Here is a 22,646-nt window from a genome sequence, read left to right on the forward strand (position 1 = left end):
TATATAATTAACCTATAACTTAGCAGCCTATTAATCAAATAGCAGTTGGATGAGTAACTTGGTATGCTAGGAAGCTAGAATCAACTCGCCAAGCTGACACCTATCCCTGCTCCTTGGGCGGGGCACATTAACCGGGGGATTATTGTTTGTTGAATCGAAATATCCTGGGCTGCAGTGGGACTTATTCTACGAGCACTTTTATAATTTGCTTTATGACGCAGTTTTCTACAAACATATTTATAAGGAAATAAAAAAATGTTGCAGATTAATTTCACTAGTAAACGCACGATATAAAAAGGAATGATAAGAATAAAGCCAATTAGTCTTACCAGGTGGTATGTGAAATAGGCCAATGGTGTATTGATTTTTTTATTGTACTCTGCACCGGTGTAGGATTGCGCACCTGCTATAGCACAACCACACTGTGTATGCGTTAGTAAACTCCTCCATGAACTCCGTGGCAGATTGAGGTCTGATACATACACCTTAGCATTTAGAGGAGCGCGCCCCCCTACTTTGCTCACAGGGTCGCCTTTATTAACATATATGTTAATTGGTATGTCACCAAGCTTAGGTGTCATGATGGGTAAAGCTGGGTTGTAAAAATTAGCAGATAGCTTAACCCTTGCTTTATGCAAATGCTTTAACTGTGCTAGACCTACTGCACCACCTAAGCTTTGTCCAGTAACTTCAATGTGCTTTTGCTTCATGGCCCATGACAGAAGTTTTTGGGATTTAAAACTGAGTAACCATCCTATTGATGTGAAAGGGAATAAGTCAGCAAGAATAGTAGTCAATGAGCCTTGTGTACTAGGAGGTGCTGTACCCATACAAATAAGTTGTGCAGGGTGTTCTGGATTCCTTGGAGTTAATGCAAGAGTATGATACTGGTCTGAGTTAGGCAAAATTTTAGCTGTTAAAGGTATTCGACTAATATCATATTGAGCTTCGCTATAGCCCTGATTAGCAAGAATAGGCAGAACTATCTTTGTTTCATTAGTTAGTGCAAAAGGTATAAAGTTAATAAGAAATTTGATTGCAGCTTCTTTATTATGAATACTAGCATCAGTTGGGATTGCGAGTAACTTAATCTGCAATTTATTAAAGAATTCTTGCTTAAGCTTGGGGTCTGAGTTCATGAACAGCTTTAAATTACTCAATTTGAAAAACTGATTTGAAAACTTTCCCTCACTATCTGCAAACAATGTATTTATAAGGTCGTCTATTATTTTTGTCATTCTCATTCACCCAATAAAATTTTCTAATATATAATAATACCACATAAGTAATTATTATTCAACGCAGATACTTAAATTCTCTAAACATGAATTATAACACCATATTGCAGACTTAATGCAGAAATATTAATACTTGGTCCTATTAGGTCTGCTAAGTTTATACCCTGTATTAATAAGTTTAGCGGCAGATAGGAAGATGCTAGATTTGCGTCAGAATTTTTATGATCCGTAATTTTATCTAGTAAGTATAGAGATCTGACCAAAAAATAAAAGCTAATATGAGGCGTATAATCTAAATGAGCGATCATTTGAGGCCCAAACATGAATTGAGATTTTGTTTTGTAATGAATCGTATTAGGGTTAAATAAAACGCTGGTCATTTTAAGCCGAGTATCTAATGGCGTAGCCCGCCATGCAAACCCTATAGCTATATTGCCCCAATTCTTATTTAACCAGGCGGTATAATCCGGATTAATCGCATGACTAGTCTCTGAAGATTTAGCATTAAGTTGATGAATATCTAAATACCGCGAGATAACTTTCTCAGGCTCTGGAAAACGCCACTCTATCCCTGCAGAATAATTGAAGTCTAGCAATTTAAACTGGGCACCTATTACTGGTGATGAATACAGTAATGAAGAAGTAGCATGGTTGCCTACATTGACAGAGCTAAGAGCATTGATATCTTGCTCTAGTGCTCCATTAATGGAGAACTGGGCTACCCCTAGTGGCGTATTGTATGACAAAGAAACTGAAGGCAAGAGGAACAAGAATAGGTGAAGAGATTTAATTTTCATATGCAGCCTCAAATTTGATATTGAAAGAATATTTGCAACTGAATGGTATTAAACTGAGTCTTATTAAACTCCTTATATGCTGTAGTCGTATACTCAGCAGCATTACTACTATTCGTCATAGTTTGAGCCTTTAAACCACTTGCAAGCGTATCAGGACCATATAGCCTACATCCAGAGAAGCCTCAAGAAAGTTTATTACTCAGTGCTGAATGATATGACAGCTTTAAACCATAAAATAAACTAGAGTCTAAAGCATCACTTATCATAGGTACTTCATAGAATCGATACCTAAGCGTGTAGTTTTTAAAACTAATAATGGGTCCTAACCTATAACCAGATGTGCTTACCCCTGATCCTAAAGAAAAACTGCCTTTATCTACAATTTCAATATCGGATGATGTAGCGCTTAAAGGGTCGTTATAATTACTCAATATATTTTTAACACCACCTTGACCTACATCATAGCTTACCTCAAGGTATCCATAGTAAGAATCAGATAGCTACTGCTCAACAACAGCACCTAGCCATACAGATTCAGTTTCAAATGAATGAGTACTAACAGGAAATTTAATGTCATCTGCATATTCTAAGGTGGGGTGGTATTTATCAAGCTGGGTAATAGAGTTAGCCAACCCAAAAAATATAAATAGTAAATCAAAAACCATATTTAGAAATCCCTATCTAAATTTAACTATAACCTGTTAAAGCCCCTCCCCTATTTATTGCAACAAACTAAACTATGATGCCTTGCTGGTCTCACTTAAAGCTCTATAACGTGCATCAAAGTCTACTGGAGAAAGATGTAATGGAGGATATCCTGCATTTGAAACAATAGATGATACCTTCTCACGTGCATACGGGTATATAATTCCTGGGCAGAAGCTATTTAAGATTTGATTTAGCTCATCGCCTTCATAGCCATTAATATTAAATACTGCTGTATGTGTTGATTCTAGGTTGAAAACTTCGTTATTTTTGATTTTAACGTTTACAGAAATGATTAATTTCACAACATGCTTATCGCCATGCTTTTCTGTTTGAACATCTAAATCTAAATTAGCAGCAGGTTGCCACTCGTCCATAAGCTTATGTACAGGTGTTATTGCATCAAATTTGACGCTGGTTGACCAAATACTTTCAATTACAAATTCTTTTTTTGCCTCTGCAGCCATTACTGTCTCCTAATTGATTAAAAACTTATATCTTAATAATAGCGCCCACGCTTGGACAAATCAATAGTTTCTACCCTCTAAGATACCATTTTACTTAATTCACCAGAATCATGGAGCCCCTTAAGGTCATCATACCCTCCAATGAGTTGATCATTAATGAATATCTGAGGCAGCGTGCGCATTCCTGTGCGCTCAACCAGTGCTTGAATGGCCTCATAATCATTTTTTAGCTTAACTTCCTCAAAAGATAGATTTAGGTCATTCAGCAAATTAGCAGCATACACACAGTATGGGCAATGACTTTTACTATATAATACAATTTTAACAGACATAAGTTACTCAGTTTCTACGGGTTTATGTACACAATATTTAGTTACCTGATCATAAGCCTCATCTAGCCCTCCTACAAGCCAAAAAGACTTATGATTACGCTGAATATGTTGAAAATATCGTTTAGATTGTTGGCCATCATCACAGTAACACAATACTGGATATTTTTTCTTTTTAAGCATCATGTAAAACGCATCAGGATCTGTCTCCATAATATCAATATGGATGGCACCCTTTAATCGACACGTTTCATAAGACCCTTTGCTTTGAAAAGAAAAGATTTGAATACGTCTACTGCTGCTCATCAAACTTGATAGGTCATTAGGGTAGATATTACCGACTTCTGTTTCTGTCATTTCATACATATGCATTGCCACTATTATTACTATTGGCAATACAATTGGCCATAATGACAATAAATCCATAGCAGTCTCTTTTACGTATTACTTACTAGATCTTATCATGTTAAAAAAAAGAATTAAAGCCAAGCTTTCATATACATCCATGCAAAGGATCAATCATTCATATAGTAAATACTATCCACTAAACGGATTTAAAGATCCACGCTTAAATTGAGTTTTCTTTACCTGAAAATACCTGGGCTGATTTTGAAGACGACCGAATCGCAATTACTTGAGGACTTACACTTAATCTAATTAGTTCTGCTGCTGCAAGCTTCTCCTGTGCAGTGGGTTCAGTATAATAGTTTTTAAACGCTAAGCGTGTAGCACGGTTAAACATTCCTCTGGATTTTTTTCTATTATTACTTTTACTCATTGATTTTACCTTTTTTGTTCTTTAATAATTATTCTAATTCCCGGAGAGAGAGGGATTCGAACCCTCGATGAGCATTAGCCCATACTCCCTTAGCAGGGGAGCGCCTTCAGCCACTCGGCCACCTCTCCAGTCAGCAACATACTATCATTGATTTATTGTATGCGCAAGTATCTGATTAATCGTCTAGTGCATCAAATGATTCAGCATTATGATCGATATCTTTGCCTTCATCAGCATCTGGATTATTAATCTTATTATAAATTTCTTCGCGATGAACACTAACATCTTTTGGTGCATCAATACCTATGCGTACCTGGTGCCCTCTTACACTTAGTACAGTAATGGTAACCTCATCACCGATTTTTAATGCTTCGCCTACTCTTCTTGTTAAAATTAACATATTTTTCTCCTTTCTTCCTAATTACTGCATTTTTAAGTAATTCGTTAGTTATTATAGCACTGTAATATAAAATGTCATATTTTTTTTGTCAATACTTAATAAACAAATGTTCTGCATAACTAAATTATGCTTATTAATGACCTATAAATCTATTTCAATCTCTGGCTATCAGGCTTAAATCTTACAAACAAGTAATCGTTATAACCACGAAGACTATTTTAAAAAGTTAGAGAGCGGGTCTTGTTGGTGCATACATATTACATAGTCATTACCAGCACTATGCGCACTTATCAGAGTATCACTCAATGAACCTTTAATTGCTCTCATAGACAGATCATCCGTTATAATTGTTACAGGCTGTACACTTTCTAGTCTAAGAAGATCAATCCATTTCGCAGACAAGCTAACCGGAAGTGTATCTACGCATGAATATATAACATGGCTTGTCATGACCCAGCAAGGTTTATTTAATAATTTAAAAAATGGAGAAGCCGAAGCAAGCACTGCATCTTTATCTCTATGATCATACGCAGCTGACTGATGCGTATCCGCTTCAGCATAACCAATGCCTGGAAAATGCTTTAGTACGGTTAATATACCAGAGCTATGCACCCCTCTTATAAACTCAGAAGCTGCTGTTGTAATCTCACTTATATCAGCACTAATTGCTCGACGAGCAATTGCATGCCCCTCGACACCCTCATCAACGACTGGTCCTAAAAGTATATCAATTGATAAATCGCGTAAACAACGCCCTACTTCACACCCCCGATTATAAGCAAGTGATAAATTTGGATGATACTTCATAATTGGCTGAGTTATTGTTGATTTAAAACGGATAATATCGCCCCCCTCATGATCGATCATGAGTATCAAATTAGGGTTAATGCTTTTTATTTCCTCTGTGAGTGATTTTAATTGATGATACTCATAATAAGCTCTACTGGTAACATCAACAGCTCCATAGTGCAATGTACGGTTCAGCACCACACCGGCAACCCAAGGATGCTTTAACATCCATCGTTCTTGGGTAGAAAGCTCCAAACCTTTAATATCCATTATAATCCAAGGTTTAATAGGAGGATGCACATAACTTACTATTTGTTTTATCATACATGTAATCAGCCATATCATTTTTAACTCCCTGGGTAATATATCTGGGCACTAGGCTTTGAGCTAATATATTCAATAGCGTGTAATATTCCTGGGATAAAACTGCTTTTGTCTGTTACTTCATGTGAAATAGTTATTAATGAGCCCTCCATGCAAAACTGAATCTCATGTTTAGCAATATATCTAGGCACTCTTATTGATTCAATAGTCGTGTCGAGCCTATCAGCTAGAAACAAACTGCTTCCTGAAGGACTATCTTTTTTCTGATTATGGTGCGTCTCTATTATTTTAGACACTTTATATTGGCTGCTAAGAATAACAGCTTGTTGTATCAGCGTTTTAAATCCCATTGAGAAATTAGGAACAATTAACAACGGGAACGGAGTAGCCTCACACACAAGACGTGCATCAACCGGGCTAATACCACTTGTACCGATGATAACAGGTATTGCATGTCTCTGATAGATAGCAATATGCGCTAGGATGTTAATATGAGAAGTTACATCAATAATTAAATCAGGCTGATGTAATGCAATCACAGTAGATAAATCCAGCCCTCTAACATGCTCAATAATCTGGTAATCGGCACTCAGTCTTGTGCATATAACAGACCCCAACCTCCCTCTAGCACCACTAACCAATATTTTATGATAAGGCAGCATGCGCTTTTGGCCCAATATAAGTTCCTGGTTCTGACTGCCGCCAATGCCCAAAATAAATCGGATGATTATACTGCTGAGCAACTTCTACAGCCCTTTTATTCATGGGGCGCTGCCCATCTAATAGCTGGAGGAGAGACTGATAGGTAATACATTCTAAGTTATTCATATCCGAATCATAAATATGGGTTACATCTGAATAAATATAACATGCTAGCTGTAGTGCAATAGCTAAGTGCACAGCCGTCTCATCAGACCCCCCTCTTGAAAGAATAGCTAATTGGTTGGTTTCTGTCTTTGCTTGAAATCCAGGCACAATAGATACAATACCATTTGCGACATTCTCTTTAATTTTATCTGGCTGAGCTTTTACAACACAACCACCATGTAGTTGATTTGCTACGAGCCCCATATTATCAAAGCTCATAATCTCAGATTTTACAGAGCGCTCTGCTAACGCCAGCTGCATGGCATAACAGGACTCAAGCTCACCTACTGCTAATGCGCGGTTACGAGCCTCTGAGCTACTAAAGTGCCTAAAACGTTGATATAGCTCATCCGTTCGTCCATAAGGTGCAGAGAGCACAACTACATCGCCAGCCTCGATATTGCTTGCAATACAAGAAACTTGATCAGCTGTTATCAGTGAGCTTCCACCGTACTTTTTAACCTTGCCCATGGCTTGTTTCTATCCATGAAATAATATCCTCCTCAATAGATGGTTCTACACTTATATTGAGAACACCTTGAGCCTGTTTTGGCTTGCCACCACCCTTCCCACCAAACTGATCAATTAACTGATTAAAAATTTTAGCGCAGCTATACTCAGTATTAAAGGAGCTCATGAAAACTTGAGTCTGCCCCTGATTTTTACTGAGTAAAATTAAAACGGTTTGATTAGCCTTAGACTTTAACGCACCAGATATGGAGCGTAGTGTTGTAATATCTAGACCATCTAACACTTGTATAATTGCTTGACCATGCTTGAGTGGGTGCGCCCTTTGTAGCCAACTAGCTGACTCAAGCGTATACACTTTCTGCAAAAGCTTGCTTTCTTGCTTCCTGACTTTCTTCAAGTCTTGTATTGTCTGCTGTGCCTTATTAACGAGCGTATCAGAGTTCGCTTTAAACAACCCATTAAGCTTTGAGCGCTCTGAGCGCATTGACTGCATCCAATGATAGGCAGCCTGGCCACTCAATGCTTCAATTCGCCTAATGCCTGAGGCAATTCCAGTTTCCTGAATAATAACAAACAAACCAATTGATCCCGTTGCCGAAACATGGAGCCCACCACATAGTTCTGTAGAAATTGACCCAAACTGCATCACACGCACTGTGTCTGCATACTTTTCATCAAACAAGGCCATAACCCCTTGCTTCTTTGCATCTTCTAGAGACATCCACTGCTCTGTTTGTGGAATATTTTGCTGAATCTGTTGGTTTACAATCTGCTCAACCTTCGCTATTTCATCCCGAGTCATTGGTGAGGGATGTGCAAAATCAAACCGTAAGCGTTCTGGCGCTACCAAGGACCCTTTTTGTAACACATGCTTACCCAAAATAGATCGTAGTGCTGCATGTAATAAATGCGTAGCCGTATGATTTTTTGCTGTTTCTTTTCGTGCGTGATCGATACGGAGCGCTACATCCTCACCAGGGCTAAGCGTACCTGAAGCTACATAGCCAATATGACCAATGGCCTGATTAAACTTTTGTGTATCTTGCACAATAAACTGACCATAAGGACCTTGTATAACACCCTGGTCTCCTACTTGACCGCCTCCCTCAGGATAAAAGGAGCTTTCATTAACAAAAATAATGGCCTTATCATCAGATTTTAACTGCTTTACAGGCTCACTATCTATATAAAGCTTCAATATTTGTGCATCATTCTCCTCACGTTGATAACCCAAAAATTTTGTTTCTAAGTCTATATCTAGGCCGCCGATATGAGCTGAAAACTGCGCATTGGATTTAGACCGCTCCTTTTGCTCTTGCATATGGACTTTATACGCTTCTTTATCAACCGAAAAACCACGCGCTAATGCAATTTTCTTTGTCATATCTAATGGAAAACCATAGGTATCATAAAGCTTGAATGCATCTAATCCAGAGATTATTTTCTTAGAATCACTAAGCAACTGCTCTAACAGAGCCATGCCTTGCTTGATCGTAGTTGCGAAACGACCCTCTTCATCTGCTATAACCTTGTAAATAACATCTCTTTTTTCATTCAAATCAGGGTATGAAGTTGCATAAATATCATAGACAACATCAGATAGTTCAGCAAAAAATTGGTTTTTTACACCTGCATTATATGCAAAGCCTATTGCACGTCGCATGATTCTTCTTAGTACATACCCCCTACCTTCATTACTTGGATAAACACCATCAGCAATGAGAAAGACACATGATCTGATATGATCTGCAATGACTCTAGACGTCGTTAAATCAACGCCTTTATTTTCTAGTGTGCTGATTATAGGCATAAACAAATCAGTCTCAAAATTATTATGGACATCTTGTAATACTGCGCACAAACGCTCTAATCCCATCCCGGTATCCAGTCCTAGGCTGGGTAAATTAACTCGGCTACCATCAGCTTTCATTTCATATTGCATGAAAACTAAATTCCAAATTTCAACGTATCGATCTCCGTCCTCGTCTGGTGTTCCAGGCATACCTCCAGGCACCTCTGGCCCATGGTCATAGAATATTTCAGTACAAGGTCCACACGGGCCAACGTCGCCCATTGACCAGAAATTATCTTTTTCCCCGCAGTCAATAACTCGATCTGACGCGAGCCCAATCACATTCTCCCAAATAGATCTAGCCTCTTTATCATCATAATAAACAGTCACAATCAGGCGATCTGCAGGAATCTTATAAATCGCTGTCAGTAACCCCCAAGCCTCTTGAATAGCCGCTTCTTTACTTGCATCTTTAAACACAAAGTTACCTAGCATCTCGAAAAAAGTGTGATGCCTTGCGGTAAAGCCTACTTGTTCTAAATCATTGTGTTTTCCGCCTGCACGAACACATTTTTGTGCAGTGCACGCTTTTGTGAAGTCATTCACCTCAGTCCCTAAAAATGCACCCTTGAATGGAACCATTCCTGCATTAGTAAATAAAAGTGTTGGATCATTAGCAGGAACTAATGAGTATGAGTGTTTTTGAGTATAACCCTTGTCCGAAAAAAATTTCAAAAACTGACTTCTAATCTCTTGGCTTTTCACAATACATTTAAACCTATCATTAACGTGTATATAATCTATATGATTTAATACAGTATCACTAGATTTTTTTGAAAATCCTAGGTAATGAGCCCGTACTTAGCATTTTTTACGGTTTGATGATTATTTCAGACTATCATACAACTAATTATGAGGAGCTCTTACTTAAAAGAAAAGTATCATAGAAAGTGTATTTTAAAGGTATATCATTTATCTTTGCTTCCCATCGGGCCTTTATCTATCTTTAACTTACCTTCCTCTGCTTTTGATAGTTTTTTTTTATACATCTGAGAATTAGAAAAAATACTTACCTCTTTTTCTTGTACTATTGCTAGTGGCTTACGACCTTTAGACCCACTCATTAATAAAGCATGCATCTTCTTGTGAGCTGGCTCTGAGCTTAGGGCTGTCATTTTAATAACTGTGTTTCCATTACTATTAATCTCAGCTAACATACTCTGCTCAAACTGTGATAAATCAAGCAAGTACTTGAGTAGTGTAAATGAGCCTAGTTTAACTGAATAAAACATTAAAAAGATAATATCCTCAGGTTGTAACTCAGCTACATGATCACTACTGAAAAATTTATGCAACAGAAACTCATTATTAGTTCTAGACGCATATGAAACACAAATAATAGCTATAGCTTTTGACTCGCCCGCGTATTCTGATAGTAAATAGTCCGCCATTATTTCACCACTGTCACAGACCTTAGAAAACACCATCGCTAACTCTTTATATCCTTTATATTGATAAATTTGATCAACGAGGTCTCTTAACACATTCTCAGGTTCTTTTTCCACCATTTCTAACATCATAGGCACCTTCATATTACTTATCAAAGACCTCAAACAAGCACCACTCTTATATTTTAAAACTAGTGATACAACTGTATCACCCTCTTTAGAAGCCACAAATAGATCTGCTCCTTTATCTATAAGCAACTTGAGTACATCATCATAGTTATATTTTACAGCAAACATAAGTGCAGTATGGCCCATACTGTCTACACTATTTATATCAGCACCCGCTTCTAGCAGCATTTGAATATATGCTACATCGCTTGTTGCTACAGCCAACATTAATGATGTTTCACCACTACTATTTTTTACTACCGATAAAATAGGTAAAAGCAGCTTCATTGCGTATTCGTCTTCATACTTTGATAAAATCTTCATTAACTTTTGTAAGGGATCAAAACCGATATTCGGATACTCAATAATTTTTTTAACTATCGGGTAATTTTTTTCTTTAATTGCTCTTTCAAATAATGGATATAGTTTTCCATCAGACCGCCTTATTTCAGCACCTACAATTATATCACATATCACTGCTTGTGACATTGCATTGGATTTAAATGTTACATCCACCAATCCTTTAGAAGATAATGCGTGAATCAGCATCTTCACCTTGAGCAGATTTGATGAAGCAATTAATACATCTAACAATGCCTCCTTCCCATTTACGATACAGTCAGCCCCCTTGTCAATTAAATGAGCAGCTACTTTGTAATGATTATACTCAAGAGCTAATTCCAAGGGAGTCTTTTTACCTTTTACTGCTAATGTAGAAGCCTTATGTGTAAGCAAAGCATCTAAGCATGCTATATCTCCTTGCTTGACTGCATGCATGAGCAATGATTGTCCTGAGCTGCATACTAAGTCTGGATTTAAGCCTGAATCAAATAAAGCATTAAGTGAATAACCGTTTTGATAAGTAACCGCCATGAATGCTAATTTACTTAAGTTTGTTTCTGAGGCATAACTATCCACTTCATGACGGAGAAACCATGAGATAACTCCGGTGTCTTTTCCATACTTTATAGCTTTTAACAAAGGTGTTTCATCAAACATGTTGACTGAATCAGTCGCCTCACCCATGGATGCAAGTATTGGTAGAATATCAGCCCTAATACTTACTGCTGCAAGGTGCATTAACGTATCACCATGCTTTATTATAAATCCTTCTTTCTGGATAGCAGCTAGTAAGTCAACGGCTACAGACTGAACCAATTGAAATACGGCTTCTGGCAGTCTGTTTAACCCCGTTATAATTTCTCGGTTAGAATGATTCTCTTTAGGAATCATAGCAGCTATAGCAGGTAGTTGATTTATACATTCCATTAACAACGGCACATCTGAATAGATTCGTTTAGCTACAAAGAGCCACTCATGCTTAGTACCTCTTCGAGCTATAGCTCTAATTATATCTTTATCTACAATCAATTCATGTCCTCTAACTTGAGTCTCAGCATACATTCTTTGAACAACTGCTAGCTGCTCTAAAAAACTCAGCCCTTGCCAATGATATAATTCATATGCAGACTGGGTACTCATTACGCCTCTATGGCGTATATCTGCGGTAGGGTATGCAATAGATAACGGTAAAGCGCAGGGTGGAAAAGTTGAGTAAATATCACCAGATCCCACCCGCCTTCTAACCTGACTAGAAGTATTAAAAGTGTAATTTTGACTTCCTTGAAATAATTCAATTAACGCAATGACATTAGCAGAAAACAAGCCTTTAACTTCATGAAACTTATCATCTGGCAACACCTGTGGCCCACCTCTATTGAATGTATTAACAACCCCTTCTGCAACAGACTTCTTCTGTAGATCTGCCAATATTTGTAGCTGTACATAGAATACATTGCTGGCTTTAGTAACAGACCCATATTGAACAATTAACTCTCTTAAAGCAAGGCTTAATCCATAGCATACACCCTCTGAGCTCACCTGTTCCAAATGAGGCTTTCCTACATTTATAAAAGCAGCCAAAAAATAAAAATAGTCCTTTTGAGGAATCGCCACACTCAAACTTGACTCTAAACCTTCAGATTCTGGTGGATGAGTAATTATGGAGCTAGATAAGGTAGCTAACCAAAGTGGCGCTTTTGATTTGAGAGCACCACTAGAACCTTCATTAATTAACGTTGAAGTATTGTATGAAAAAATCTGATCAACAATACTCTTTAGTTCTAACGTACCTACGTTTAAGTTAGGATTAACATCATTAGGATCATAAAAAGCATAATCCGCGCCTTGTTTAATAACAAGCATTGAATGGTTTAGGGTTAAAATCTGACAAATATCACCATCCTCAAGATGATTTAACTCATCAAATAGCTCTTCTCGTCTAAATATACCTTTTTTAATATTCATGTGCTCATTTAGTGCAGCACAATATGTATCTAAGCGCCTTTTTAAATAGTCATTTCTTATCATTATTCTTTTACTTTTTCTACTGTTATCCTTTGTAACTAAAAACCCATAAATATCAGAAATTTATTTCCATTATTATAATAAGAGCCCGGTGTGATGTTTTATCTGACAAAGATGAGTTTAGTGTTATAAAAAAAGCAATTAAATAAAAGAGAGTAATATGCTTACACCAAAAGATCTAAAAAAAGATAAGGCCGCAAAAATGGAAGTTATTGCGCATGATAATGTTTGTGACAGAATACTTGCACATCCTATGTTAACGCGCAGTTTCAAATATAATCAAAAGACTCGCAAAATAGAAATAATCGTTAAACCACTATTGAGTGATACGATTAAGAGAATACAATCAGGAGTTTGTCATGGGTTATCAACGTTATGGTTGCAGCAAGTTGATATGCATGCCAACGTCAAAAAAAGTGAAGGGGCAAAATCAATACAAAAAGCGACAGAATCATTTAACAAACTGATGAAAGACCCAGCGGAAGATCTAGTGGAAGGCCATGTGGAACAAAGAGCGAAAAAAAGATCTAATCCTAATTCCTTTCCATTTGAGAATATAATGGATCAAGAAGCCTGGGTAGAAAAGAATCTTTCAGAAAAGTTAGAAGAAAAATTTAATCTAAAAGAAAAATTTAATGAAAGTGAAAATATCCAGAAATGGATAGATCAACAAATTGAATTAATGTTGAGAAGCACTGGACAACGCGGCGGTTTAGAACATATCTTAAACACTCAAGACATGACACTAGAGTATCATTTTGGTAGAAAGGATATAGATAAACCAAAAAGACAACTGTATCTGGCTCAAGAGTTTTTTAATAGTACAAACCAAGCCCACTACCACAAAAAAATTGCAGTCCCTAATATTCATAGTCACATAGTAGATCTACTTAAGTGTATCCCAGAGAAAACAATGTGTACCTTAAGTGTTTCATGTGTGCACGCAACTGGCATTTATAAAATAGATAACAGGTTATATTGGTACGATTCAAATCGAGATAACGTAGAAGTAGTCGATATAACGAACAGTGCTGAATTAATGGGAATCACGAGCAGTCTTAAAAGATATGGCGAAGATATAGTAAATTCTACTGTGAAATTAAACGCTTTCTCTAAAAAAACAATTTCATTTGAAGGACAACTAGCTAAGTTGAAAGCAACACTCTTAAAAAAGTATATGGCCTCACTAACAGATGGGGTCGATTATGTTGAGTTGATGAGACTACTAGAAACAACATTACTTCCAACGCAAGAACAACTATTTTATAATAAGGTCAATACCTTAGCAAGTAACCGAAAATCTAACCTAGAATTTCGACTAAGATTAATAACAGCACTCGAGATTTCAGAAAACCCGCGCACTATTTTACAGAAAATGTGGCTCCATAGCAAACCTGAAAATAAAGACTCTATAGCAGGTTTTATAATAGATGCAATTAAATTAATAGATAAGCCTAAGGAAAGTGACTATGTAGAACTTAATCAAGTATTATCGACACCGCACCCACGGCCATCATTAGCAAAGCTACATCTTTTAGAACCTACAAAGCACCGAGACCTTTTAATTAAGTTCCTTATTGCATCTGATCAACCTGAATTATCATTTGAAGAGAAGCGAAAACACTTTAAAAAAAGTTATTCAATACTGACAAATAGAGATTTAGAGTTTTGCCTTGAGAAGGGGGTTAACCTTGGGATAGATCTATTTAAAACTATACTCGATCCTGATGACAATACTAAAAATACTCAGACAAGAGTAGAAATCATGGGTTTACTCGGAAGTCATGGCAAAGGTCCAACTGATTTTATCTTTTTACAAAAATTACAGCACGCCTCCCCAGATGATCTCCTCAAATCACTCAAAATCATCCTAACACACAAAGGAATAACAACCACTGCTAACCATGTGGCTGCAAATCGTATTAAAAAAGATCTAATAGAGAAGATTTGCAGGGCTGAATCTTCACCTTTAAGTCCGGAAGACATTCGTATAATGAAAGATAATTTAAAACAACCAGCCATGGCTGCTCTGGAACAGAGTAAGGCTAAATATAACAAAACAACTAAAGATGGCAGTCCTCCTTCTCTCCCTCCAAAACCAGATCATTTCCAACCTAAATAGCAAATATAGAGAATAAAATCAATCCTATATACTCTTTTGAGACAGCAGAATTTAACTTCACGCTATAAGCAGCGCAAAACAGAGTTACCAGCCTTTTCTATACTGAAGTGTAATACACTCTCATCCTTAGCGTTTACTAAATTAATATTTTCTTACCTAGAAAAAATCAAGGGTCGCCAGCAATTGCAGGTGTTATAGCTCCAAAATATCTCTGTTTAACAGATGTTTCAAAAAATATCAATCTCAACAAATAATTTCCTAGTAACATCAATCTTCAAAGCCCTGAGCTATATGGGGATTATCTAATGCAAGTGACAAAGCAGGATAAAAAGAAACCGTTCGCACCCCCTTCAAAAAGAGCCTCTACCGCCTCACCGAGCAGGGCTCCTTTTACTGGAAAAGGTAGCAGATGACTGTTTAATCTTAACAACCACAAATAAAACAGCTATCGCCTCTGATACCTCAAACATATGGTCCGTTAATAGTGCTAACGTTAAATAAGTCACTTTATAAATTTCAGGAAAATTGAAAGCACTCAATAGAGCTGGGATTGATAGATATGGATCCGTAAACATAAAGAAGGGACCAACGGATAATATAGATGCAATCGTGCTAACCCCGTACCCTTCAATAGTAGCCGAGTAAATAGGAAAAGCTAGGTTTGCAAGCTCACCCACCCAAGGAAAACAAATAACAACCAAAGTAATGATTTTAGATAATTTAAGGTCTTCAGGGTCACTCTTATTAGCAGCTGCATGCGCAATCATAGGAATAGCTGCAATACTATCCCCTGCTAGAAAAGTCATAAAGACAGCTGGAGCAACTAACGTCCCATACTCTGATAAAGGAACCCACAGTACATATCTAAATAACAGAGGTAACATAACAATATTAATGAGTAGTACAAATGAAACAGCTAACAAGAAATAATTAATAGCCATGATCGAATGATTAAAATCAGCAACCATCAAAAACTTTATAATTACAAAGAAAACCAATACTGGGATCAAATAAAAAATGTAATCAAACAGTATTGCAACCTGATTCTGTATCGACTGAATCGGCTCAATAAACCGGTGTAACCGCTGATTTTTTACTATGATAAAACCCAATATTATAGAACACAGCATAACCAGAGGGATTAAAATAGTCACGCCCATATTCTGATGGTTAAAGGTTGGTAATGTAGTGCTTGTAACACCTGAATTTGAAATTAACAACCATAATAAAAATAAGGTAGCGATCACTACCCCCCATAGTATCCCAACTGCTTTTAAAAAGCCGCCTACTGCTAACCTCAAATTATCTTTAGACAAGGTAATGATTGCGGTCAATAAACTAAAAAATGCATTAGGCACTATTGCCGTTTGTAATAATGATAGAATACCTGAAACAACTGCTTCAGAATTTAAGTCATTACCCGGAAAAAACCACCACCATGTGGCCGCCGAGATACAACTTATCAAACATAAATATTGTGTTACTTTATAACGGTTCAAATGCCTACCCCTGTAGAAAATTTAAATATAAGAACAGTCATATTGTATCGATAAACAACAAAAACTCAAATAAAAAATAACGATCCAAAGTAGTAGTTATATATGAATAGACAAATTGTAGTTATCTATAATAAAATCCCTTGTTATGCTGCCCAGTGCTTTTGCATAATCGCATGCGCGACCTCAATACTTAGTGTTTTTAGATAACTTTTATTTGCTAACAATTTAGCTTCATCCGCATTAGATAAAAAGCCTAGCTCTAGTAACATTGATGGGATTCCTGGCGCTCTTAGTACCACTAAAGGTGCTGTTTTTGCTACATCAGCATGTAGCTTCACTTTATTCTTTAGCTGCTTAATGATCGCATTAGCATAACCAGTGCTATCTGTATAATTAGGAACCCCATCAAAAGGTTCTAATAACTTGATTGAACGCATAGAGGCAGACTTATTCTGATCCAACACAAAAACCCCAAAACCACTTGGCAGATTAGAAGTGGATGCATCCGCGTGCACTGAAATCACTAAATCTGGTTGCGCATCTAAAATTATCTTTAACCTATCATATTTACTCAATGTCGTATCATTAATCCGCGTATACATTAAATTAACGCCTCTATGCTTAAGTAATGATTCTGAAATCAACTTCACAAAGTCTAGAGTGACATCTTTTTCAAACATCCCAGATTGAGATAATGCACCGGGATCATGCCCACCATGTCCCGCGTCTAATAATACTGTAAAATAATCACTTTTTTCAGACTCATCATGCACAGTAATTTCAACATGCTTAGCATCTAGTCGCTTTGTGCGAATAAAGCTTCCTTTATTGACAGACAACAGTATCGATGACTCATTCGTATCTAATATTGAGCTATTCTCAGCATAAGCAGGAATTTCAGCAAGGCTAAGACTTGAACTAGCGCGTAAATGATAACCAAAGTCTGTCTCATCGATGACTAATGATTCATCTGATGATAGCGTATACGTGTCAGTTGCGCACACTAAATGAAATAATAGGAAAAAAGTACAAAAAAAACTTTTAGTCAAAAACTTCTCCATCCTTTGAGAATACAAAAATCGGGACGACTGGATTTGAACCAGCGACCTCTTGCGCCCCATGCAAGTGCGCTACCAAGCTGCGCTACGCCCCGTAAATCAGCTATCTTCTTCGATTATGCTCGTAATTCGATTCAACAAAGAGTCTACTGATGACTCTTTACCAACCTTTAATTTCATTGCACTAGCAGCACCATCAATGGTAAACTTTTTTTCTATAATTAATTCTCTTAGGCAAAGGATTGTATCAATCATCTTCAATGTGTAATGACGTCGATTGGAACTTAATCGTACTGGCTCTAAATCAGCAATACGACTTTCCCAGTATCGTAAAGTATAGGGCTCTACACGACAATACTTACAGACCTCACCAATTGAGTAATACCTTTTCTTGGGTAATTTCACTTTAGGATTCCTCAGCTTCTCTCTCTGACAGTACTTCCTGTATCATACTCTTAAGCTTGTTCCCTGCTTTAAACGTTACTACTCTACGTGCATCTACCAAGCACTCCTCTAAGGTCTTTGGATTTCGACCTGGGCGCTCTTCTTTATCAATTAACTTAAAATTACCAAAGCTAGAGATTTTAACTTCTTCCCCTCTTGCTAATGAACTGGTCATTAGATTAAGTAAATTATCAATAAAGCGTTCGCTTTCCATCCGGGTCATACCCATCTGGGCAGATAGCTTTTCTGTTAAAATAGCACGTGTCAATGTCTTAGCTTTAAGCTCTGACTCCAAATCATTTTGAACATCAATTTCTTTCAAGCTTGAATTAGATAAATCTGATTTTTTCGTTGCACTCATTACACACCTCAAAATTCTTAATAATTACAATTTTATAGCAAAATAGAATAAAATTATCAAGTTTTTTATTGAGTTTTTATCATTCAGGTCATTATAATGCTTAATCTTTTTCACCACTTCACTACTTATACTTTAAAATTAATTATAACTTAATCTAATCCAGATTCTATCAGCATTATCTATTACTATATAAACACCTCAATTAAATAATAAACATGTCTATTTTATGAGCACTTCTCACCATTAGTGTAAAAACTAATAAATGCTATACATCTAGGATCACTTTAGTTACTAAAATAACCAGAGATAATAACATTTCTAAGAGAATGTATCATAATAAAAAATTAAAACTCAATCCCATGCCTGCCCAGGCTCTTAGTGCCTATACAATTTAGACTATTACCAGCAGAAAGGGAGTAGGTACACTCACCTAACTCTGTAAAATTATATACACAAAATACTAGATCACTTCCTTGCATTGGTCCAATCTCTTCACTATTCTCATCATCAAACGCAGTAGCACGCCATACTCTGCCCCATCTTTCCATACATAGTAAAAATGTATAAACGCTTTTCCTAATAGCTATTCCAATACCCAATGTATTTGTAATTGACGAAGGAATTTCCCGCAGAATTGGACGAATAACTAACAGATGTTCACTGATACCTTCCATATCTAAACAAGATTGTATAATTAAGCCCCGCATAGTGGCTACTTTTGATTTCAAAGTATCTATCAAGGGTTCATCTGTTGGATAACAGGCCTCTGAAGCCAAATTAGTCTTTGTTGTCACATCACTAATATTGCAGTACGCGAATGCATGCTCACCAATACTTGTTACACTATCTGGTAATGTAACTGAGGTTAAGCCAAGGCAGCAATTAAATGCATAACTACCAATACACGTAACGCCATCAGGAATAGTAGCAGATGTTAAGCCTTGACAAAACATAAATGCGTTATCACCAATGCTTGTTACACTATCAGGTATAAGAATAGTTGTTAAACCTGTGCACCCATTAAATACACCCTGACCAATGCGCGTCACACTATCTGGAACCTCAATGGAAGGTAGACCTGTGCAGCCCATAAATGCATAATCACCAATACTGGTGACACTATCTGGAATCACAACTGAGGTTAACGATGGGCAGCATGAAAATACAGAGTTTCCAATACTATGAACACTACCAGGAAGTGCTACTGTTTCTAACAATCTACATCTGCTAAACACCCCATCAGCAATACTTTTTAAACCATAAGGAATATCAATAGCTGATATGCTGTAGCAGCACATAAAGGCTTCTGTATCTATTTCATTTAAAGTACTAGCAAAAACAACCTCTTTTAAGTTTTTACAATCGTAAAATGCCCTTGATTCTATACGTTTTGTGCCTGCTTTCATTACAACACGCTCCAAACTATCAAAACCCTCAAATACTCGAGGAGGTATGACTTCTACACTACCTGGAATTGTCACCATTTTTAAGCGGCTGCATTTTGTGAATGCCTTCGATCTAATCTTAGTAACCTTGTCTGGAATAACGAGGCTATCTTGATCTTCATGTAAAGTTACAGACTTAAGAGTATTTTTTATAATTTCAAAATTTAACATTATTTTTAATTGTTTATAATAAAACTACTATACCATAAACATATATTTTAATCAAATATTGACAACCTCTACTTAGGTGATCCTGGAGTAACACCCTTACTCTCATTTATTTCACTCGCTTTTAATTAAGTTAATTTGTTTGTAGCCCATATTTTATATTTATCAAGAATATCTACTTTCAAATAGTCTTAGTAACATATTTAAACATATATTTAAGATCATCAATAGTGACCTTGTTAACGCTCTTATTTTACCATAGAGCACGATGGGACTTAATAATCATAAGATAGAATATAGAAGCCTACGGCCCTCGTGGAGCACCTTGTGGCGTGCCCTCAGACGCTATTGCATCAGCATCAGGTCTTGCCGCCCCACTAGCAAAGAACCCGTGCGCTGGATGCTCTTCCGTTACTTCATGTTCCTCTTCTGCATCATACCACACATCAACCTCCGAACACACTGCTTCATTAGCCATTCTCTTTATAGTCTCGGGGACCCTCTTACCACGAAATGCTGCCAATCTTAAGCTTTCATGTACATCATGATCATATTGAACACGTGCAACATCATGGAATAACTTTTGTATCTCGCGCTTTTCGTCATCAGACCCACTATCTAAAACTTTTTGCAACGCTTCTAAACAATCTGCCCAGTCCACAGAGTTATTAACCCACAAGGACACCCCCCCCTGAAAAAATTCATAGTGGGGCATGCTTAAGTCAACAGTACTCAGATAAGCAATCATATTTAATCGCGTATCATCACTTACCATCAACGCATCAGAATCTTGCGTTTTTGTTTTTCGATACAACGCCAGAGCTGCATCATCACATATTTGTGCGACAGCTTTATTCATTTGACCTAACGATAGCACTTTATCTAGCTGATCATACAGTGCTCTATCGCTAACACCTCTGCTGCGATAATTCAGGCAGGTCATCACAGCCTTAACAACCTCAATATCATTACCTAAAATAATTGGCTCTATAACGCCCTTACTCTTTAAGTAGTAATGGATGACCTTTCTACATTGTTTACCAATGTCCAAATCCTTAAACATTTTTCGCTCCGTCTCACCATCACTTTCTTTCGGCCAATATTCATTAAATAATAATTCATTGTATAGCCTCATTTTATGAGATCCTAGGCATTGTTTGTATTCATCCCCCGTTAAAACAGCACCCGCAAAGGCCGGATGTTCTGTTAAGAAACTAGCACGCATCTCACCGGTTGGCATCATTATATTGCTTATATCCAAACACCCTGAAAATGCCTCAACAAGATTGCCAACTCTTTGCACACTCTCTGGAAGCGACACAATCGTTAAACCTGTGCACCACTTAAATGCACCCGAACCAATACGCGTCACACTATCTGGAATCTCAACTGAGGTTAAACTACTGCACTGAAAAAATGCAGACTCACCAATACTTGTCACACGATCTGGAATCTCAACTGAGGTTAAACTACTGCACTGAAAAAATGCATACTTACCAATACTTGTCACCCCATCGGGAATCACAACTGAGGTTAAACCTGTGCAACCACTAAACACACTAAAACCAATGCTTATCACTCTATCTGGAATCTCAACTGAGGTTAAACTACTGCACTGAAAAAATGCATACTTACCAATACTTGTCACCCCATCGGGAATCACAACTGAGGTTAAACCTGTGCAACCACTAAACACACTAAAACCAATGCTTATCACTCTATCTGGAATCTCAATTGAAGTTAAGCCTGTGCAGCCCGCGAAAGCGGAGTCACCAATACTCGTCACACCATCTGGAATCACAGCTTCGGTTAAACCTGTACAGCCAGAAAATACACTATTACCAATACTCGTCACACTATCTGGCATCACAACTGAGGTTAAACCTGTACAGCTCTCAAATGCCCCAGCACCAATACGTGTCACACTATCTGGAATAATAATAGATGTTAAGCCTGAGCAATACTTAAATACCCAACGACCAATACTCGTCACACTATCTGGGATAGTAACAGATGTTAAGGCTGTGCAGCCCTCAAATGCATCATCACCAATACTCGTCACACCCTCTGGAATCACTACTGAGGTTAAACCTATGCAGTTCTCAAATGCCCAGCCACCAATACTCGTCACCCCATCTGGAATCACAACTGAGGTTAAACCTGTGCAACCACTAAACACACTAAAACCAATGCTTATCACTCTATCTGGAATAAAAATATGGGTTAAACCTGTGCAACCACTAAACGCACTACGACCAATACTTATCACACTATCTGGAATTACTACTGAGGTTAAGGCTGTGCAGCGTGCAAATGCAGACTCACCAATAGCTTCTACACCTTTTGGAATCACAACTAAGGTTAATCCTACACAACCCTTAAATACTTTATCAGCAATACGCGTCACACCCTCTGGTATCAGTGCATACGAACGATCGGCAGCCATCTTAAAGTTTACTAAACTATTATCATATATACTATACTCATTACCATACTGGTCCGTTTCTACTCTCATTTATTTCACTCGCTGTTAATTAACTTTATTGTTTTTAGCATATAATTATTCATTCCAGGGCTTCACACCGAAAAGAATTATCTATATGTATTAC

The 22,646-nt window shown here is 37.2% G+C and carries 21 protein-coding genes and 2 tRNA genes; 1 reads left to right on the forward strand and 22 read right to left on the reverse strand.

What is annotated here, in order from left to right; translation table 11 throughout:
• Positions 1–80: 80 nt before the first annotated feature.
• The 15 genes from MMH89_RS02480 to MMH89_RS02550 all read right to left on the reverse strand — a co-directional run bounded on the left by MMH89_RS02480 (position 81) and on the right by MMH89_RS02550 (position 12,943).
• Positions 81–1,238 (reverse strand): hypothetical protein, encoded by a 1,158-nt coding sequence (locus MMH89_RS02480; RefSeq protein WP_258567874.1) that lies wholly within the window; start codon positions 1,236–1,238, stop codon positions 81–83.
• An 80-nt stretch (positions 1,239–1,318) separates the two neighbouring features.
• Positions 1,319–2,035, reverse strand: a complete 717-nt coding sequence (locus MMH89_RS02485; protein WP_258567875.1) for a hypothetical protein — start codon at positions 2,033–2,035, stop codon at positions 1,319–1,321.
• A 182-nt stretch (positions 2,036–2,217) separates the two neighbouring features.
• On the reverse strand, positions 2,218–2,466 hold the full coding sequence (locus MMH89_RS02490; RefSeq protein ID WP_258567876.1) for a hypothetical protein: 249 nt from the start codon (positions 2,464–2,466) through the stop codon (positions 2,218–2,220).
• A gap of 69 nt (positions 2,467–2,535) precedes the next feature.
• A complete protein-coding gene (locus MMH89_RS02495; RefSeq protein WP_258567877.1) occupies positions 2,536–2,700 on the reverse strand; it encodes a hypothetical protein in 165 nt (54 codons plus the stop codon).
• A 72-nt stretch (positions 2,701–2,772) separates the two neighbouring features.
• Positions 2,773–3,207 (reverse strand): protein-export chaperone SecB, encoded by a 435-nt coding sequence (locus MMH89_RS02500; RefSeq protein ID WP_258567878.1) that lies wholly within the window; start codon positions 3,205–3,207, stop codon positions 2,773–2,775.
• Positions 3,208–3,284: 77 nt separating this feature from the next.
• Complete coding sequence (locus tag MMH89_RS02505; RefSeq protein ID WP_258567879.1) at positions 3,285–3,539, reverse strand: glutaredoxin domain-containing protein; 255 nt, start codon at positions 3,537–3,539, stop codon at positions 3,285–3,287.
• A 3-nt stretch (positions 3,540–3,542) separates the two neighbouring features.
• Positions 3,543–3,962 carry a rhodanese-like domain-containing protein gene (locus MMH89_RS02510; protein ID WP_258567880.1) on the reverse strand — a complete coding sequence of 140 codons (420 nt, stop codon included), beginning with the start codon at positions 3,960–3,962 and terminating at the stop codon, positions 3,543–3,545.
• 142 nt (positions 3,963–4,104) lie between these two features.
• The gene (locus MMH89_RS02515) at positions 4,105–4,314 is read right to left on the reverse strand and encodes a hypothetical protein (protein WP_258567881.1); all 210 of its coding nucleotides are present in this window, start codon (positions 4,312–4,314) and stop codon (positions 4,105–4,107) included.
• A gap of 41 nt (positions 4,315–4,355) precedes the next feature.
• Positions 4,356–4,442, reverse strand: a tRNA-Ser gene (locus MMH89_RS02520).
• A 47-nt stretch (positions 4,443–4,489) separates the two neighbouring features.
• The gene (gene csrA / locus MMH89_RS02525; protein ID WP_258567882.1) at positions 4,490–4,714 is read right to left on the reverse strand and encodes a carbon storage regulator CsrA; all 225 of its coding nucleotides are present in this window, start codon (positions 4,712–4,714) and stop codon (positions 4,490–4,492) included.
• Positions 4,715–4,927: 213 nt separating this feature from the next.
• Positions 4,928–5,848 (reverse strand): glycoside hydrolase family 3 N-terminal domain-containing protein, encoded by a 921-nt coding sequence (locus MMH89_RS02530; RefSeq protein WP_258567883.1) that lies wholly within the window; start codon positions 5,846–5,848, stop codon positions 4,928–4,930.
• A 2-nt stretch (positions 5,849–5,850) separates the two neighbouring features.
• Positions 5,851–6,504, reverse strand: a complete 654-nt coding sequence (locus MMH89_RS02535; protein WP_258567884.1) for a 4-hydroxy-tetrahydrodipicolinate reductase — start codon at positions 6,502–6,504, stop codon at positions 5,851–5,853.
• Entirely contained in the window at positions 6,473–7,165 is a 693-nt protein-coding gene (locus MMH89_RS02540) for an amino acid kinase family protein (protein ID WP_258567885.1), read from the reverse strand. Before MMH89_RS02540 ends, MMH89_RS02535 begins: the two co-directional genes overlap by 32 nt.
• Entirely contained in the window at positions 7,152–9,722 is a 2,571-nt protein-coding gene (gene alaS, locus MMH89_RS02545; RefSeq protein WP_258567886.1) for an alanine--tRNA ligase, read from the reverse strand. Before alaS ends, MMH89_RS02540 begins: the two co-directional genes overlap by 14 nt.
• Positions 9,723–9,925: 203 nt before the next feature.
• Positions 9,926–12,943, reverse strand: a complete 3,018-nt coding sequence (locus MMH89_RS02550) for an ankyrin repeat domain-containing protein (RefSeq protein ID WP_258567887.1) — start codon at positions 12,941–12,943, stop codon at positions 9,926–9,928.
• A 157-nt stretch (positions 12,944–13,100) separates the two neighbouring features.
• Between MMH89_RS02550 and MMH89_RS02555 the strand changes: the two genes are divergently transcribed.
• On the forward strand, positions 13,101–15,062 hold the full coding sequence (locus MMH89_RS02555) for a hypothetical protein (protein ID WP_258567888.1): 1,962 nt from the start codon (positions 13,101–13,103) through the stop codon (positions 15,060–15,062).
• Between the two features lie 371 nt (positions 15,063–15,433).
• Here the strand turns inward: MMH89_RS02555 and MMH89_RS02560 are convergent, their stop codons facing one another.
• The 7 genes from MMH89_RS02560 to MMH89_RS02590 all read right to left on the reverse strand — a co-directional run bounded on the left by MMH89_RS02560 (position 15,434) and on the right by MMH89_RS02590 (position 22,552).
• On the reverse strand, positions 15,434–16,561 hold the full coding sequence (locus MMH89_RS02560; protein WP_258567889.1) for a hypothetical protein: 1,128 nt from the start codon (positions 16,559–16,561) through the stop codon (positions 15,434–15,436).
• Between the two features lie 143 nt (positions 16,562–16,704).
• Positions 16,705–17,610, reverse strand: a complete 906-nt coding sequence (locus tag MMH89_RS02565) for an N-acetylmuramoyl-L-alanine amidase family protein (protein WP_258567890.1) — start codon at positions 17,608–17,610, stop codon at positions 16,705–16,707.
• Positions 17,611–17,640: 30 nt separating this feature from the next.
• Positions 17,641–17,714 (reverse strand) — tRNA-Pro (locus MMH89_RS02570).
• 4 nt (positions 17,715–17,718) lie between these two features.
• Positions 17,719–18,024, reverse strand: a complete 306-nt coding sequence (locus tag MMH89_RS02575) for a MerR family transcriptional regulator (protein WP_258567891.1) — start codon at positions 18,022–18,024, stop codon at positions 17,719–17,721.
• A gap of 1 nt (position 18,025) precedes the next feature.
• Complete coding sequence (locus MMH89_RS02580) at positions 18,026–18,424, reverse strand: integration host factor subunit alpha (RefSeq protein ID WP_258567892.1); 399 nt, start codon at positions 18,422–18,424, stop codon at positions 18,026–18,028.
• Between the two features lie 344 nt (positions 18,425–18,768).
• A complete protein-coding gene (locus tag MMH89_RS02585; protein ID WP_258567893.1) occupies positions 18,769–20,040 on the reverse strand; it encodes a leucine-rich repeat domain-containing protein in 1,272 nt (423 codons plus the stop codon).
• 301 nt (positions 20,041–20,341) lie between these two features.
• Entirely contained in the window at positions 20,342–22,552 is a 2,211-nt protein-coding gene (locus MMH89_RS02590) for a leucine-rich repeat domain-containing protein (RefSeq protein ID WP_258567894.1), read from the reverse strand.
• Between the last annotated feature and the right edge of the window lie 94 nt (positions 22,553–22,646).

Origin of the sequence: Candidatus Comchoanobacter bicostacola, from assembly GCF_024172705.1 — a bacterium.
Lineage (GTDB): Bacteria > Pseudomonadota > Gammaproteobacteria > Comchoanobacterales > Comchoanobacteraceae > Comchoanobacter > Comchoanobacter bicostacola.

What these genes read in the sequence shown, in the direction of transcription:
- MMH89_RS02500 (WP_258567878.1), bottom strand. Translation starts at nt 3,207, where the DNA reads ATGGCTGCAGAGGCAAAAAAAGAATTTGTAATTGAAAGTATTTGGTCA.
- MMH89_RS02510 (WP_258567880.1), bottom strand. Translation starts at nt 3,962, where the DNA reads ATGGATTTATTGTCATTATGGCCAATTGTATTGCCAATAGTAATAATA.
- MMH89_RS02515 (WP_258567881.1), bottom strand. Translation starts at nt 4,314, where the DNA reads ATGAGTAAAAGTAATAATAGAAAAAAATCCAGAGGAATGTTTAACCGT.
- MMH89_RS02585 (WP_258567893.1), bottom strand. Translation starts at nt 20,040, where the DNA reads ATGTTAAATTTTGAAATTATAAAAAATACTCTTAAGTCTGTAACTTTA.
- MMH89_RS02495 (WP_258567877.1), bottom strand. Translation starts at nt 2,700, where the DNA reads ATGGTTTTTGATTTACTATTTATATTTTTTGGGTTGGCTAACTCTATT.
- MMH89_RS02505 (WP_258567879.1), bottom strand. Translation starts at nt 3,539, where the DNA reads ATGTCTGTTAAAATTGTATTATATAGTAAAAGTCATTGCCCATACTGT.
- csrA (WP_258567882.1), bottom strand. Translation starts at nt 4,714, where the DNA reads ATGTTAATTTTAACAAGAAGAGTAGGCGAAGCATTAAAAATCGGTGAT.
- MMH89_RS02485 (WP_258567875.1), bottom strand. Translation starts at nt 2,035, where the DNA reads ATGAAAATTAAATCTCTTCACCTATTCTTGTTCCTCTTGCCTTCAGTT.
- MMH89_RS02540 (WP_258567885.1), bottom strand. Translation starts at nt 7,165, where the DNA reads ATGGGCAAGGTTAAAAAGTACGGTGGAAGCTCACTGATAACAGCTGAT.
- MMH89_RS02550 (WP_258567887.1), bottom strand. Translation starts at nt 12,943, where the DNA reads ATGATAAGAAATGACTATTTAAAAAGGCGCTTAGATACATATTGTGCT.
- MMH89_RS02580 (WP_258567892.1), bottom strand. Translation starts at nt 18,424, where the DNA reads ATGAGTGCAACGAAAAAATCAGATTTATCTAATTCAAGCTTGAAAGAA.
- MMH89_RS02590 (WP_258567894.1), bottom strand. Translation starts at nt 22,552, where the DNA reads ATGAGAGTAGAAACGGACCAGTATGGTAATGAGTATAGTATATATGAT.
- MMH89_RS02480 (WP_258567874.1), bottom strand. Translation starts at nt 1,238, where the DNA reads ATGACAAAAATAATAGACGACCTTATAAATACATTGTTTGCAGATAGT.
- MMH89_RS02530 (WP_258567883.1), bottom strand. Translation starts at nt 5,848, where the DNA reads ATGATATGGCTGATTACATGTATGATAAAACAAATAGTAAGTTATGTG.
- MMH89_RS02555 (WP_258567888.1), top strand. Translation starts at nt 13,101, where the DNA reads ATGCTTACACCAAAAGATCTAAAAAAAGATAAGGCCGCAAAAATGGAA.